A 13,000-nucleotide genomic window follows, 5' to 3' on the forward strand; every position below is an offset into this window, starting at 1 on the left:
CCCGAGGGAGGCGGCCACGCCGCGTCCGGCCCGCCCCTCGCGGGTATGCGGAACGTGAGGCACACTGAGAGTAGTCAGCTTTCACAAACGCAAAGCAATCAGTCGGTCACGCCGCGACACTGTCGGACATGTCGACTGAAGGCGGTGAGGGGCGGTGCGAACCGCAGTGGCGCGAACCGTGGTCGTATCCGACCGGCTCTACACGATCCACGACCTCCTCGAACTCAACGAGGAACGGTGGCCGCGCTTCGAGGTGCTGGGCGGAACCCTCATGATGAGTCCTGCCCCGGCCCCGAAGCACCAGATCTTCGGCGACAACCTCCAAACCCTGCTGACCGTCGCCGCACCGCGTGGAGAGGCCGTCATCACGGCGTCCCACCTGCGGCTCTGCGAAGACGAGACAGGGATGGTCCCCGACCTCCTGGTCCTCCACCCCGGGGTGAACCTGGAGCGCACGTACTTCGAAGCCGAGGACGTGCTCGCGGCCGTCGAAGTGGTCTCTCCCGGCAACCACAAGAACGACCGGATCGTCAAGGCCATCGCGTACGCTGAGGCGGGCATCCCCTTCTACTGGCGCGTCGAACTCGCTCCCTTCCCCGGCCAGGGCGAGGACCGGCTGCCCGTCGTCCTGGTGCAGGAGCACACGGGAGACGGTTACCGCGAGGTCGAGCGGTTGACCGCGGGCTCGGTCGGCAACGTGACCCGACCGTTCCCACTGAGCATCGACCCGGCCGTGCTTCTGGATCCGGCCTGGCAGCGCACGCTCCTCTCCCGCTGAACCGGCCGGAACGCCGCCGTCGCCGGGATCGTTGCCGGGACGATTGCACGATCACGGTGCGGCGGGTGGAAGGCTTGGTGCGTGGAGACGGCACGGGATGTTCTGACGGAGTTGGCGCGGCGGCACGCGTTCGGGGATCTGGAGGCGCTCGTCGGGGACGGGACGCTGCTCGGGAGGCGGACCGGGGAGGTCGCGGCGCTGTGCGCGTTCGGGCAGCGGGTGCTGGACCTGGACGCCGAGGACTTCGGGATGCCCGAGGCCGTCGGGGACGTGCCCAGGGACCTGCTGGACCGGGCGCGGGCCAGCCGGATGCCGCAGGCGCCCAAGGAGCGGCCCCGGGGCGCGCTGGCCAGCCTGCGGCCCGCCTACGCGCTGCTGCTGGAGGCCATCGCCATCCGGTGGGAGCGGCGGGAGATGGCCGCCCTCGTCGCCGCGCTGCACATCGCCAGCGAGTACCTGCCGATGCTGGCGTGGGAGCCGGTGCTCGGGCACTCGGGGGACCCGGCGCTGCTCGGCCGGGCGGTGACCGGGGCGGGCAGCCGGTTCGGGGTGCCGATCGAGCCGGGCGCCGAACGCATGTGCGACCACACCCGGCCCGAGCGGTCGGCGTGCGAGCGGGCGCTGCGGGTCGCGAACGAGCCCCCGCCCGGCTGGCGCGCCTACCTGGACCGCCAGCACAGCCAGGTCGCCTCCGCCCTCGGGGACTGCGCGGCGCGGTGCCGGACGCCGTGCTCGGTGATGTCGCGGATCCCCGAGCCGGTGCGGCGGGACCTCGTCGACCGGTGCAAGCTCGCCGCCGACTTCACCGACAGCGCGATCGTGCGGCTGCGGCACGCGGCACCGGTCGGGCACGGGTTCGGGGTGCCGTCGCCGGAGGAGGTGCAGACGGCGTGGGCGCGGGCGTGCAAGTCGCTGCGGCACCACCCGCTGGGCGACGCCGCGCTGGCGCACGCCGACGCCGACCCCTACCCGCTGCCGGGGCTGCCCGCGCTGGTCTCCGCGATCGCCGCCACCGAGATCGCGCCGGACGGCCTGCTCAACGAGGTGACCGTCCGGCTCACCAGGGCGCTCGGCTGACCGGGTCCAGGGCGTCCCGCACGCGGGGGTCGGTGAACAGGTCGTCCAGCGGCAGCGGCCGCCCCTCCGCGTCGGCCAGCGGGATCCGCCAGTTGGGGTACTCGTCGACGGTGCCGGGCTGGTTCTGGGTGCGGCGCTCCCCGGCCGCGTCGGCCAGGGACACGCCGACCAGGCGGGCGGGCGTGCGCAGCAGGAACGCGTGCAGCGCGGCCGTCACCTCGGCGTCGTGGTCGGTCTGGCCGCGCCGCAGCGCCGCCAGCACCGTCTTCGGCGGGGTCGCCAGCAGCCCCTCCTCGTGCAGGAGGTCCAGCCATTCGCCGAGCTGGCGGCGGTGGTCGGCCAGTTCCTCGTCCAGAGTGCGGGTGTAGAGGCCGAGGCGGTCGCGCAGCTCGATGTGGTCGCCGTGCAGGATCCCGGTGATCGGCGGCATGTCGTGGGTGCCGACCGTCGCCAGCGACAGTTCGCGCCACCGCGACGGGGGTTTCGGGCGGCCCTCGCCGTCGCGTTCGAACCACAGCAGCGAGGTGCCGAGGACGCCGCGGGCGGCCAGGTCCTCGCGGACCTCCGCCTCGACGGTCCCCAGGTCCTCCCCCACCACGACCGCGCCGGTGCGGGCCGCCTCCCAGGTGAGACAGGAAAGAAGGACGTCCCGGTCATAACGCACGTAGGTCCCCTCGGCCGGGGAGCCGCCCTCGGGGATCCACCACAGCCGCGACACCTGCATGGCGTGGTCCAGCCGCAGGCCGCCGCCGTGCCGCAGCGCCGCGTTCAGCATCTCCCGGTACGGCAGGTACGCGGCCTCGGCGAGGCGGCCGGGGTGCCAGGGCGGCTGCCCCCAGTCCTGGCCCATCTGGTTGAACTCGTCGGGCGGCGCGCCCACGCTGATGCCCTCGGCGAACAGGGGCCGGTTCATCCACACGTCGGCGCTGCCGTGCGCGACGCCCACCGCCAGGTCGTGCATGATCCCGATGTGCATCCCGGCGGCGCGGGCGGCCGACTGGGCGGCGGTGAGCTGCTCGTCCAGCTGCCACTGGAGCCAGGCGTGGAAGTCGACGCGCCCGGCCAGGCGCTTGGCGGCGGCCGCCACGGCGGGGCCGCGCGCGTCCCGCAGCTCCTCGGGCCAGCGCCGCCAGTCGGGGCCCTGCTCCTCGCTGATCGCGCACCAGGTCGCGAACGCCGTCAGCGCCTCCCCCTCGTGCTCGCGGAACCGCTCGAACGCCCGCTGCCGCGCCGTGCCGCGCGGCCGCCGGTACAGCAGCTCCAGGGCGTGCCGCTTGGCCGTCCACACCGCGTCCCGGTCCAGCACGTCCAGGGTCTCGTCCCGGCCGCGCAGCGGGTTCGCCAGCAGGTCGACGCGTTCGCGGTCCTCGGGCGGCAGCGCCGCGTACTCGGGGACGTCCTCCACCCGCAGGTAGAGCGGCGCGCCGAAGCGGCGGCTCGCCGGCGAGTACGGCGACGGCGTGATCGGCGGGGACGGCTCGGCCGCGTGCAGCGGGTTGACCAGCACGAAGCCCGCGCCCATCGCGCGCCCGCCCCAGGTCGCCAGGTCCGCCAGGTCCCGCAGGTCGCCGATCCCCCACGACGCCCGCGACCGCACCGAGTACAGCTGGGTCGTCAGGCCCCAGGCGCGCGGGACGGGCGCCAGCCGCGCCGGGGCCACCAGCAGCGGCGCGCTCTGCTCCAGCGGCCCCTGGCGGACCACCAGGCGGTGCCAGCCGAGCGGGGTCCCCTCCGGCAGCGCGCAGGGCAGGACCCCGTCCGCGGGCGGGCCCGGCGCGGGCGTCAGGACCCGCCCGTCGGCCAGCTCGACCGCCACCTCCGTCCTCCCGGCGGCCCGCACCGGGACGCGCAGCGGCTCGGCCCGCGCGCCCATCCGGTGGGTCACGACCGGGGGCAGCAGCCGGACGCGTTCGGTCTCGGCCAGCCGCGCCAGCTCGTCGCGCACGGCGGCCGGGGTCGCCACGTCGGCGCCGAGGGAGGTCAGCACGGCGCGCAGGGTGTCGGCGGGCACCGTCGCCTCCCGCCCCCGCCAGTCGGTGTAGCGCGTCGCGACCCGGTGCGCGCGCGCCAGCCTGTTCAGCTCGTCGTCCAACACGACTGCCCCATGCCCCCGAAAACCGTGTTCAAAGGTGGGGTGGCCGCCGACGGCCACCCCGAAACCGGCAATTCAGGCGTTCCAGACCTCGGGTTTGCGGTCGGCCCAGGGGCGGGCCTCCTCCAGCTGCGCCGACAGCGAGACCAGCACGCCCTCGCCGCCGAGCCGCCCGGCCAGCATCACGCCGATCGGCAGGCCCGCGTCGGTCCAGTGCAGCGGAACGCTCACCGCGGGCTGCCCCGAGACGTTGTAGACCGAGGTGAACGGCGTGAACATCTTCTGCCGCCGGAAGTTCTCCGCCGGCTCCTGCCCGTGGAAGTACCCGACGGGCACCGGGGGCTGGGCCAGCGTCGGGTGCAGGATCGCGTCGAACTCGTTGGTCACCGGCAGCGCCCGGCGCAGCGCCGCCTGGAGCGCCGCGTGCGCCTTGAAGATCTCCGGCGCGGAGGTGGCGTGGCCGCGCTCGCGCAGCCAGCGGGTGAGCGGCTGGAGCAGGTGCTCGCGCTCGGGGGGCACCGGGTTCAGCGTCGCCATCACGCCCCACAGCGCCTCGAAGTGCGGCACCAGGTCCGGCTCGAACGTCGGCGGCAGCTCCACCACCTCGTGGCCCAGCTCCTCCAGCAGCGCCGACGCCTCCTCGTAGGCCGCCAGGCAGTCGGGGTGGACCTCGGCGCCGGGAACGGACGGGACGGCGCTGCGGGCGATCCGGAGCCGTCCGGGCGGGCGTTCGGCGTAACCGAGGAAGGTGCGTTCGACGGGCGGGGCCAGGTACAGGTCGCCGGGCTCGTTCCCGGCCATCACGTCCAGCAGCAGCGCCGCGTCCCGCACGGTGCGGGCCAGCGGGCCGCTGGTGGCCAGCCCGAACAGGTCCGGGTTGACCGGGCCCTGGGAGATCCGGCCCCGGCTCGGCTTGATCCCGAACAGCCCGCACGCGCTGGCGGGGATGCGGATCGAGCCGCCGCCGTCGCTGGCCTGCGCGGCCGGGGCCAGCCCGGCGGCGACGGCCGCCGCCGCGCCGCCGCTGGAGCCGCCCGCCGACCGGGTCAGGTCCCAGGGGGTGCGGGCGGGCGGGGCCACGTCGTTCTCGGTGTAGCAGGGCAGCCCGAACTCGGGGGTGTTGGTCTTGCCGGTGAGGATCGACCCGGCCTCCCGCAGCCGCACCACCACGGTGTCGTCGGCGAACCCGGTCAGGTCGTGGTAGGCCGCCGAGCCGAAGGTCGCCGGCACCCCGGTCACCAGGTTCAGGTCCTTGATCGGGATCGGCACGCCCAGCAGCGGGGGCAGGTCGGCCGGGTCGGCCGTGTCCGCCACCAGCTTCGCGGCCTGCCGCGCCTGGTCGCGGGCCTGCTCGGCGGTCACCGTGACGAACGCGCCCACCCGCGGGCCGACCCGCTCGATGCGCTCCAGGTAGTGATCGACGATGTCGACGGGGGAAAGCTCGCGGGAGCGGACGGCCTGCGCCAGTCGCATCACGGACAGGTCATGGATATGGGGCATAACGTCGAACGCTAGACGGCGGAGACCGGAGCATCAAAGATGGCGGCGAGGGGCCGACGCCGAAAGAGGGGGTGAATACCGCCCTACCCGCGTGAGGCATGGACGAACCCCCGGACACGGCGACAAAACTATTAACCCGGCATGTCTAGTAGTCATCTCTGGAAATGATTACTCTGCGCACGGAGGATCATGCTTCCGAGCCGACAGGAACACGGAGCGTCACTTATGGCCATCATGGAGCGGGGCAACGCACACGGAGAGGCCCGCGGGCAGCCTTCCGCCACGTCGGCCGGGACATCGGCCGCCACGTCGCCGGTCACCGACCAGGCCGACGACCGGGAGACCAGACCCGGGGGCGGCCGGACCTACGGGGACCTGCTGGGCGATCCGCAGATACGCCGCTGGCTCGAACGGGCCCTGCTGGGCGTCGCGGTGGGCGCGTTCGTCGCGTTCTTCTTCGGCCTCCAGCTCGGCGTCACGGCGGCGCTGCTGGTCGTGGTCGTGGACGTGGTCCGCCGCGCCCGCACCTCCTCCAGCATCGCGGCCTGGCAGAAGTCCTCGGCGGCCGAGCGGCGCACCGAGAAGCAGCTGAAGGGCCTGGAGCGCAACGGCTACCGCGTGCTGCACGCCCGCGCCGTCCCGATGGACGACGAGGGGGTCAGCGACGGCCGGATCGACCATCTGGTCATCGGGCCGAGCGGGGTCTACGCGATCGACTCGGAGAAGTGGGACAAGCGGCTCCCGGTGCGGACCCTGTCGCACCGCAAGCTGTTCCACGGGCCGTTCAACAAGAAGGACCGGCTGGACGAGGCGCGCTGGGAGGCCGAGCAGGCGAGCAGGATCATCGGCGCGCAGGTCGGCTTCGAGGTGCCGGTCCAGGCATCGGTGGCGATCTACGGTCCCGCCATCCCCTGGAAGGTGATGCGGGTCCGCGACGTGGACGTCTACGCCGGCAACCGGGCGCGCGGCTACCTGCGCCGCCGGCCGAAGATCCTCACCGCCACCGACGTGGAGCGGATCTACCAGGCGGCCGAGAAGTCGCTGCCGCCCAACTACCCCGAGTAGGGGGCGCTCCGCGGGACGCACCGGGCGGCGCGGGACGACGGCACGCCGGGCCGCCCTCTCCTCCCCCTCCCCTTCCCTGGAGGGACTCCGAACGCCGGGCGACGTCGCCCGGCGTTTTTGCATGCGGTTGGTAACATCGCTGGACACGGCCCGGCCCCGTCACGACCTCTGCTCGGCCGGTGGCAGCGACGCGATCCGCCGCCGCCCCGCCGTGTCCGCAACCGCACACCACCAGCTTGGAGAGGTCTTCGATGCCCCCGCTCAGGTCACGCACGGTCACCCACGGCAGGAACATGGCGGGCGCCCGCGCGCTCATGCGCGCCAGCGGCGTGGCGCGGGAGGACTTCGGCAAGCCGATCGTCGCGGTGGCCAACAGCTTCACCCAGTTCGTGCCCGGCCACGTCCACCTGCGCGAGGTCGGCGACGTGGTCGCCGGCGCCGTCAAGCAGGCCGGGGGCGTCCCCCGCGAGTTCAACACGATCGCCGTCGACGACGGCATCGCGATGGGCCACGAGGGCATGCTGTACTCGCTGCCCTCCCGCGAACTGATCGCCGACGCCGTCGAGTACATGGTCAACGCGCACCAGGCCGACGCGCTGGTCTGCGTCTCCAACTGCGACAAGATCACCCCGGGGATGCTGCTGGCCGCGCTGCGGCTGAACATCCCGACCGTGTTCGTCTCCGGCGGCCCCATGGAGGCGGGCAAGCCCGTCGAGGGCGTCATGGGCGGCCACAAGCTCGACCTGATCGACCCGATGATCGCCTCGGCCGACGAGTCGATCAGCGACGCCACGCTGCTGGAGCTGGAGGAGAGCGCCTGCCCGACCTGCGGGTCCTGCTCGGGCATGTTCACCGCCAACTCCATGAACTGCCTCACCGAGGCGCTCGGGCTGGCGCTGCCCGGCAACGGCACCGTCCTGGCCACCCACACCGCCCGCCGCGGGCTGTACGAGGACGCGGGCCGCACCGTCGTGGAGATCGCCAAGCGGTACTACGAGGGCGACGACGAGTCCGTCCTGCCGCTGAACATCGCGACCCGGGAGGCGTTCGAGAACGCCATGGTCCTGGACATCGCGATGGGCGGCTCCACCAACACGATCCTGCACCTGCTGGCGGCGGCCGTGGAGGGCGGCGTCGACTTCGGCCTGGACGAGATCGACGCGCTGTCGCGGCGCGTCCCGTGCGTCTGCAAGCTCGCCCCCGCCACCGCCAGGTACCACGTGGAGGACTGCCACCGCGCGGGCGGCATCCCGGCCCTGCTGGGCGAGCTGAACCGCGCCGGGCTGCTGAACTCCTCGGCCCACTCGATCCACTCGGCGTCGGTGGACGAGCTGGTCGACAGGTGGGACCCGACCTCCCCCAACGCGCTGCCCGAGGCCCTGGAGCTGTGGCACGCCGCGCCGGGCGGGGTGCGCTCGACCTCGGCGTTCAGCCAGTCCGCCCGCTGGGAGGAGCTGGACCTGGACCGGGAGAACGGCTGCATCCGCTCGGTCGAGCACGCCTACACCGCCGACGGCGGCCTGGCGGTGCTGCGCGGCAACATCGCCCCCGACGGCGCGATCGTCAAGACCGCGGGCGTCGAGGAGGAGCTGTGGACCTTCACCGGCCCGGCCGTGGTCTTCGAGAGCCAGGACGACGCCGTCGAGGGCATCCTCGGCGGGAAGGTCAAGGAGGGCGACGTCGTCGTCATCCGCTACGAGGGCCCCAGGGGCGGCCCCGGCATGCAGGAGATGCTGTACCCGACGAGCTTCCTGAAGGGCCGCGGCCTCGGCAAGAAGTGCGCGCTGATCACCGACGGGCGGTTCTCCGGCGGCACCTCGGGCCTGTCCATCGGGCACGCCTCCCCCGAGGCGGCGGGCGGCGGGGTCATCGCCCTGGTCGAGGACGGCGACGAGATCGTCATCGACATCCCGAACCGGAGGCTGGAGCTGAACGTCCCGGCCGACGAGCTGGAGATCCGCCGCGAGAAGCTGCTGGCCGACCTCGGCGGCTACCGCCCCCGCGACCGGCAGCGCCCGATCAGCGCGGCGCTGCGCGCCTACGCGGCCATGGCGACGTCGGCGTCCACGGGCGCGGCCCGCGACGTGTCCCAGCTCGACCGTCTCTGAGGTGACGGGCGGGCGGTTACCCGCGGGGTAATCGCCCGCGTTCCCTCCGGGCGGCAGACTCGGTCATGTCAGGCAGAACGCCCCGACCGCCCGGAGGAAACGATGCCCGCCTACGCGATGGCCCACCTGCGCCCCACCGAGATGCCCAACGACGAGGTGCTGGAGTACATCGAGCGGATCCAGGCGACGATGGACCCCTTCGGCGGCCGGTTCCTGGTGCACGGCAGCGAGGTCGAGGCCGTCGAGGGGACGTTCGAGGGCGCCTTCGTGATGATCGAGTTCCCCGACCGGGACGCGATCCACGCCTGGTACGCCTCGGAGGCCTACCAGGAGATCCTGCCGCTGCGCGCCCGGAACATCCCCGGCGACGTGTGGATCGCCGAGGGCGTCCCGGAGGGCTACGACGCGAGGCGGACCGCCGCGAAGCTCCGCGCGGCGCGCGGCTAACCGCAGCAGCCGCCCCCGCAGCAGCCGCCCCCGCCGCTCGGCGGGGGCGCGGAGCCGCCCCTGGCGGTGCCGGTGACGGCGACCGTCGACAGCAGCTTGACCGTGTCGTCGTGCCCCTCGGGGCAGGGGGCGGGCGCGGACGCCTCGCTCATCGGGCGGGACATCTCGAACGTGGACCCGCAGGCGCGGCAACGGTAGTCATAGCGTGGCACGCGCCCAGGATACGTTCTCCCGCGCTACGCGGCGGGCTCCCGGACGTAGGGGGCCCACTGGGGGTCGTTGTCGCCGTTGAGGCCGATCAGCCGCCAGTGGGCGCCGCGCGGCACCGACGGCGTGATCGGGAGCGACCAGCCCAGCTCCTCCAGCAGCCGGTCCGCCTTGCGGTGGTTGCAGGTGGTGCAGGAGGCGACGCAGTTCTCCCAGACGTGCTTGCCGCCGCGGCTGCGCGGCAGGACGTGGTCGATGGTCTCGGCGCGGCGGCCGCAGTAGACGCAGCGGTGGTTGTCACGCCGCATCAGGGCGCTGCGGGTGAGCGGGACCCTGCTCCGGAACGGGATCTTCACGTACCGGCGGAGCCGGATCACCGAGGGGACCTCGACCGCCATGGTCGCCGAGTGCAGGACCGCACCCGTGGAGTCGTGGTGGACGATCTCCGCCTTCTCGCGGAGCACCAGGCAGACGGCCCGGCGGAGGGAGAGCGTGGTGAGGGGTTCGTACGTCGCGTTCAGCAGGAGGACCTGTCTCATCGGACGGCCCCCCGCGCGAAGCGCTGCTGCTTTTCGGCCTCGGCGGGCGCGCTCCCACGCGCCCCATACCGAGGCCCGATTATTGTCTCCGGCACCTGAGCACCCGCCATGAGGACCTCCCCAGGGGCGAACCGACCCGAAATCAGTGTGACGGCTGAGGGAGGCCGTCCGCTACCCCATTAATCCCCATAAGCGCGCCGGATCGAACGTGAAAAAGGCCCCACGGCCGCGAAAACGCGCCGCCGCCGGGCCCCTTCCGGTCACGGACCGTCAGTCGCCCGCGCTCCCCTCGGCCGGGGCCTCGGCCTTCCCGGCGCCGGTGGCCGCGGGCGAGGCGGAGGGCGCGGGGGCGGGCGCGGGGGCGGGCGCGGCGCCCCGCTGCTGCCAGGTCACCCGGCCGTTGATCTGCACGTTGCCCGCGGCGGTCGCCGGGACCTCGGCGACGATGACGCCGCTCCTCGCCTCCCCGGCCTTCAGGGAGCCGTACTCGCAGCGGATGGCGTCCTTCAGCACCCGGCACCGCGCGCTGACCGACCGCACCTTCATGACCGGCCTGAACCGGTGGGTCAGCACGACCTTCTCGACGGGCTCGCCGCCGTTGTTGCGGATGCTCCACCCCCAGGTGACGCTGTCGCCCGCCCGGGAGACCTTCGGGGCCGTGTACACGAACTCGACCTTGCCGGGCGCGGCGGCCTGGATCGGCGGCGCGGCCAGCAGGCAGCCGCCCAGCGCGAGCGCCCCGGTGACGGCGCGGGCCGCCGTCCGGTGCGCGGTGACGATGCTCCTCATGTTCAACCCCCGTGTGGAAGAGCGCGGTGACCAGGCCACTTCTACCGAAGATGACCGGCGCGTTCACCTCGCCACACGTGGCGTCCGGCGGGTCGGTCCGCAAGAGTGATCATCGTTGCGGGCGGGACGGTGGAGATGACCCGCTCCGGCCGGGGAGGGGTTCCACCGCCGTGGCGTTGCCGTCCTGCGGGGCGAGGGCCGAATAGGGTTCTGACCCATGAGCCGACCGCCCTACCCGCCCGCCCCGCGTCAGGACATCGTCGACGAGCTGCACGGTCGCCGCGTCGCCGACCCCTACCGCTGGCTGGAGGACCGTGACGACCCGGACACGCGCGCGTGGCTGGACGCCCAGGACGCGCTGTTCCACCGGGTGGTGGACGACCTGCCGGGACGCGACCGGCTGCGCAAGCGGCTCGGGGAGCTGCTGGCCGCGGGCAGCGTCGGATCGCCCGTCTGGCGCGGCGGGCGCCGCTTCTTCACCCGCCGCGCCGCCGACCAGGAGCACCCGGTGCTCTACACCGTGGACCCGGGCGGCACCGAACGCGTCCTGATCGACCCCGTCGCCCTCGACCCCGAGGGCACCACCACGCTCGACATGTGGCAGCCCGACAAGGAGGGACGGCGGCTGGCCTACAAGGTGTCGCACGGCGGCGACGAGGAGGCCCTGCTCTACGTCATCGACGTGGAGACCGGCGAACGGGTCGAGGGCCCCATCGACCGCAGCCGCGAGTCGTCGGTGGCGTGGCTGCCCGGCGGCGAGGCGTACTACTACGCGCGCCGCCTGTCCCCCGACCGGGTGCCCGAGGGCGAGGCCCAGTACCACCGCCGCGTCTACCTGCACCGCGTCGGCACCGACCCCGACGCCGACGACGTGCTGGTGTTCGGCGAGGGCCGCGACAAGACCGACTACTACGGCGCGGGCGTCAGCCGCGACGGGCGCTGGCTCACCGTCACCGCGTCGCAGGGCACCGCGCCGCGCAACGACCTGTTCGTCGCCGACCTCGCGGCGTCCTCCCCCGAACGCCCCGAACTGCGCCCCGTGCAGGTCGGCGTGGACGCCTCGACCGGGCTGTACGTGGGCCGCGACGGGCGCGCCTACATCTTCACCGACCTGGACGCGCCGCGTTCCCGGCTGTGCGTCGCCGACCCGGCCGACCCCGCGCCCGGGAACTGGCGGACGCTGATCCCGCAGGACGACGAGGCGGTGCTCACCGACTTCGCGATCCTGGACGACCTGGACCGGCCGGTGCTGCTGGCGGGCTGGACCCGGCACGCCCTCAGCGAGATCACCGTGCACGACCTGGCGACCGGCGAGCGGATCGGCGAGGTCCCGGTGCCGGGCCTCGGCTCGATCGGCGGCATCGTGGAACGCCCCGAGGGCGGGCACGAGGCGTGGTTCGGCTACACCGACAACGTCACCCCCTCGTCGGTGCTGCGCTACGACGCCCGCACCGGCGAGACGAGCCTGTGGGCGTCGGCGCCCGGCTCGGTCGAGGTGCCCGACCTCGACACCCGGCAGGTCGCCTACACCTCCCGGGACGGCACCACCGTCCGGATGCTCGTCATCTCCCGGCCCGGCTCGACCGGCCCGCGCCCGGCGATCCTGTACGGGTACGGCGGCTTCAACATCTCCCTCACCCCCGCCTACTCGGCCAGCATCCTCGCCTGGGTCGAGGCGGGCGGCGTGTACGCCGTCGCGAACCTGCGCGGCGGCTCGGAGGAGGGCGAGGAGTGGCACCGCGCCGGGATGCGCGACCGCAAGCAGAACGTCTTCGACGACTTCCACGCCGCCGCCGAACGCCTCATCGCCGACGGCCTCACCACCGCCGACCGGCTGGCGATCTCCGGCGGCTCCAACGGCGGCCTGCTGGTCGGCGCGGCGCTCACCCAGCGTCCCGACCTGTACCGGGCGGTCGTGTGCTCGGCCCCGCTGCTGGACATGATCCGCTACGAGCGGTTCGGCCTGGGCCAGGTGTGGACCGACGAGTACGGGACGGTGGCGGACCCCGAGGAGTTCGGCTGGCTGCGCGCCTACTCCCCGTACCACCACGTGGCGGAGGGGACGGCGTACCCGGCGACGCTGTTCACCGTCTTCGACAGCGACTCGCGGGTGGACCCGCTGCACGCCCGCAAGATGTGCGCGGCGCTCCAGCACGCCACCTCCTCCGACGCGCCGGTCCTGCTGCGCAACGAGACGGAGGTGGGGCACTCGTCGCGTTCGGTGTCGCGGTCGGTGAACCTGATGACGGACACCCTGTCGTTCCTGGCCTCCCAGACGGGCCTGGACCTGACCTGAGCGGGGACCGCTCCGGGGCCGGGCGGGGCGCGTGGGGTCGGTCACATCGGGCCGCGCGGGCGGACAGCGGCAATTGACGGGTGGTCGAATAAAGGGGTGAGC

11 protein-coding genes are annotated in these 13,000 nt (G+C 73.5%); 6 read left to right on the forward strand and 5 right to left on the reverse strand.

All coding sequences use genetic code 11. The features are described from left to right. Positions 1 to 166 precede the first annotated feature (166 nt). Complete coding sequence (locus HNR61_RS12645) at positions 167 to 778, forward strand: Uma2 family endonuclease (RefSeq protein ID WP_220509294.1); 612 nt, start codon at positions 167 to 169, stop codon at positions 776 to 778. A gap of 81 nt (positions 779 to 859) precedes the next feature. Continuing rightward, positions 860 to 1,855, forward strand: coding sequence for a hypothetical protein (locus HNR61_RS12650; RefSeq protein ID WP_182843337.1), 996 nt, complete (start codon positions 860 to 862; stop codon positions 1,853 to 1,855). Here the strand turns inward: HNR61_RS12650 and malQ are convergent. Together malQ and HNR61_RS12660 are read right to left on the reverse strand one after the other, a co-directional pair. Next, entirely contained in the window at positions 1,836 to 3,950 is a 2,115-nt protein-coding gene (gene malQ / locus HNR61_RS12655) for a 4-alpha-glucanotransferase (protein WP_182843338.1), read from the reverse strand. The genes HNR61_RS12650 and malQ overlap by 20 nt on opposite strands. A gap of 72 nt (positions 3,951 to 4,022) precedes the next feature. Then, a complete protein-coding gene (locus tag HNR61_RS12660; protein ID WP_182843339.1) occupies positions 4,023 to 5,447 on the reverse strand; it encodes an amidase in 1,425 nt (474 codons plus the stop codon). 225 nt (positions 5,448 to 5,672) lie between these two features. Here HNR61_RS12660 and HNR61_RS12665 point away from each other — a divergent pair, with 225 nt between their 5' ends. The 3 genes from HNR61_RS12665 (at position 5,673) to HNR61_RS12675 (ending at position 9,067) form a co-directional block, all read left to right on the forward strand. Next, on the forward strand, positions 5,673 to 6,512 hold the full coding sequence (locus tag HNR61_RS12665; RefSeq protein ID WP_182843340.1) for a nuclease-related domain-containing protein: 840 nt from the start codon (positions 5,673 to 5,675) through the stop codon (positions 6,510 to 6,512). A 251-nt stretch (positions 6,513 to 6,763) separates the two neighbouring features. Then, complete coding sequence (ilvD, locus tag HNR61_RS12670; protein ID WP_182843341.1) at positions 6,764 to 8,620, forward strand: dihydroxy-acid dehydratase; 1,857 nt, start codon at positions 6,764 to 6,766, stop codon at positions 8,618 to 8,620. 102 nt (positions 8,621 to 8,722) lie between these two features. Continuing rightward, a complete protein-coding gene (locus tag HNR61_RS12675) occupies positions 8,723 to 9,067 on the forward strand; it encodes a DUF1330 domain-containing protein (RefSeq protein WP_182843342.1) in 345 nt (114 codons plus the stop codon). Here HNR61_RS12675 and HNR61_RS12680 read toward each other — a convergent pair. The 3 genes from HNR61_RS12680 to HNR61_RS12690 form a co-directional block, all read right to left on the reverse strand. Further along, on the reverse strand, positions 9,064 to 9,279 hold the full coding sequence (locus tag HNR61_RS12680; RefSeq protein WP_182843343.1) for an FmdB family zinc ribbon protein: 216 nt from the start codon (positions 9,277 to 9,279) through the stop codon (positions 9,064 to 9,066). The genes HNR61_RS12675 and HNR61_RS12680 overlap by 4 nt on opposite strands. A 24-nt stretch (positions 9,280 to 9,303) precedes the next feature. Beyond that, positions 9,304 to 9,813 carry an HNH endonuclease gene (locus tag HNR61_RS12685; protein ID WP_067817898.1) on the reverse strand — a complete coding sequence of 170 codons (510 nt, stop codon included), beginning with the start codon at positions 9,811 to 9,813 and terminating at the stop codon, positions 9,304 to 9,306. A gap of 270 nt (positions 9,814 to 10,083) precedes the next feature. Then, positions 10,084 to 10,602: a hypothetical protein gene (locus HNR61_RS12690; RefSeq protein WP_182843344.1), complete on the reverse strand. Its 519-nt coding sequence runs from the start codon at positions 10,600 to 10,602 to the stop codon at positions 10,084 to 10,086. A gap of 217 nt (positions 10,603 to 10,819) precedes the next feature. Here HNR61_RS12690 and HNR61_RS12695 point away from each other — a divergent pair, with 217 nt between their 5' ends. Further along, positions 10,820 to 12,898, forward strand: coding sequence for a prolyl oligopeptidase family serine peptidase (locus tag HNR61_RS12695; RefSeq protein WP_182843345.1), 2,079 nt, complete (start codon positions 10,820 to 10,822; stop codon positions 12,896 to 12,898). Positions 12,899 to 13,000: the final 102 nt, after the last annotated feature.

This window comes from Actinomadura kijaniata, from assembly GCF_014138665.1.
Classification (GTDB): Bacteria; Actinomycetota; Actinomycetes; order Streptosporangiales; family Streptosporangiaceae; genus Spirillospora; species Spirillospora kijaniata.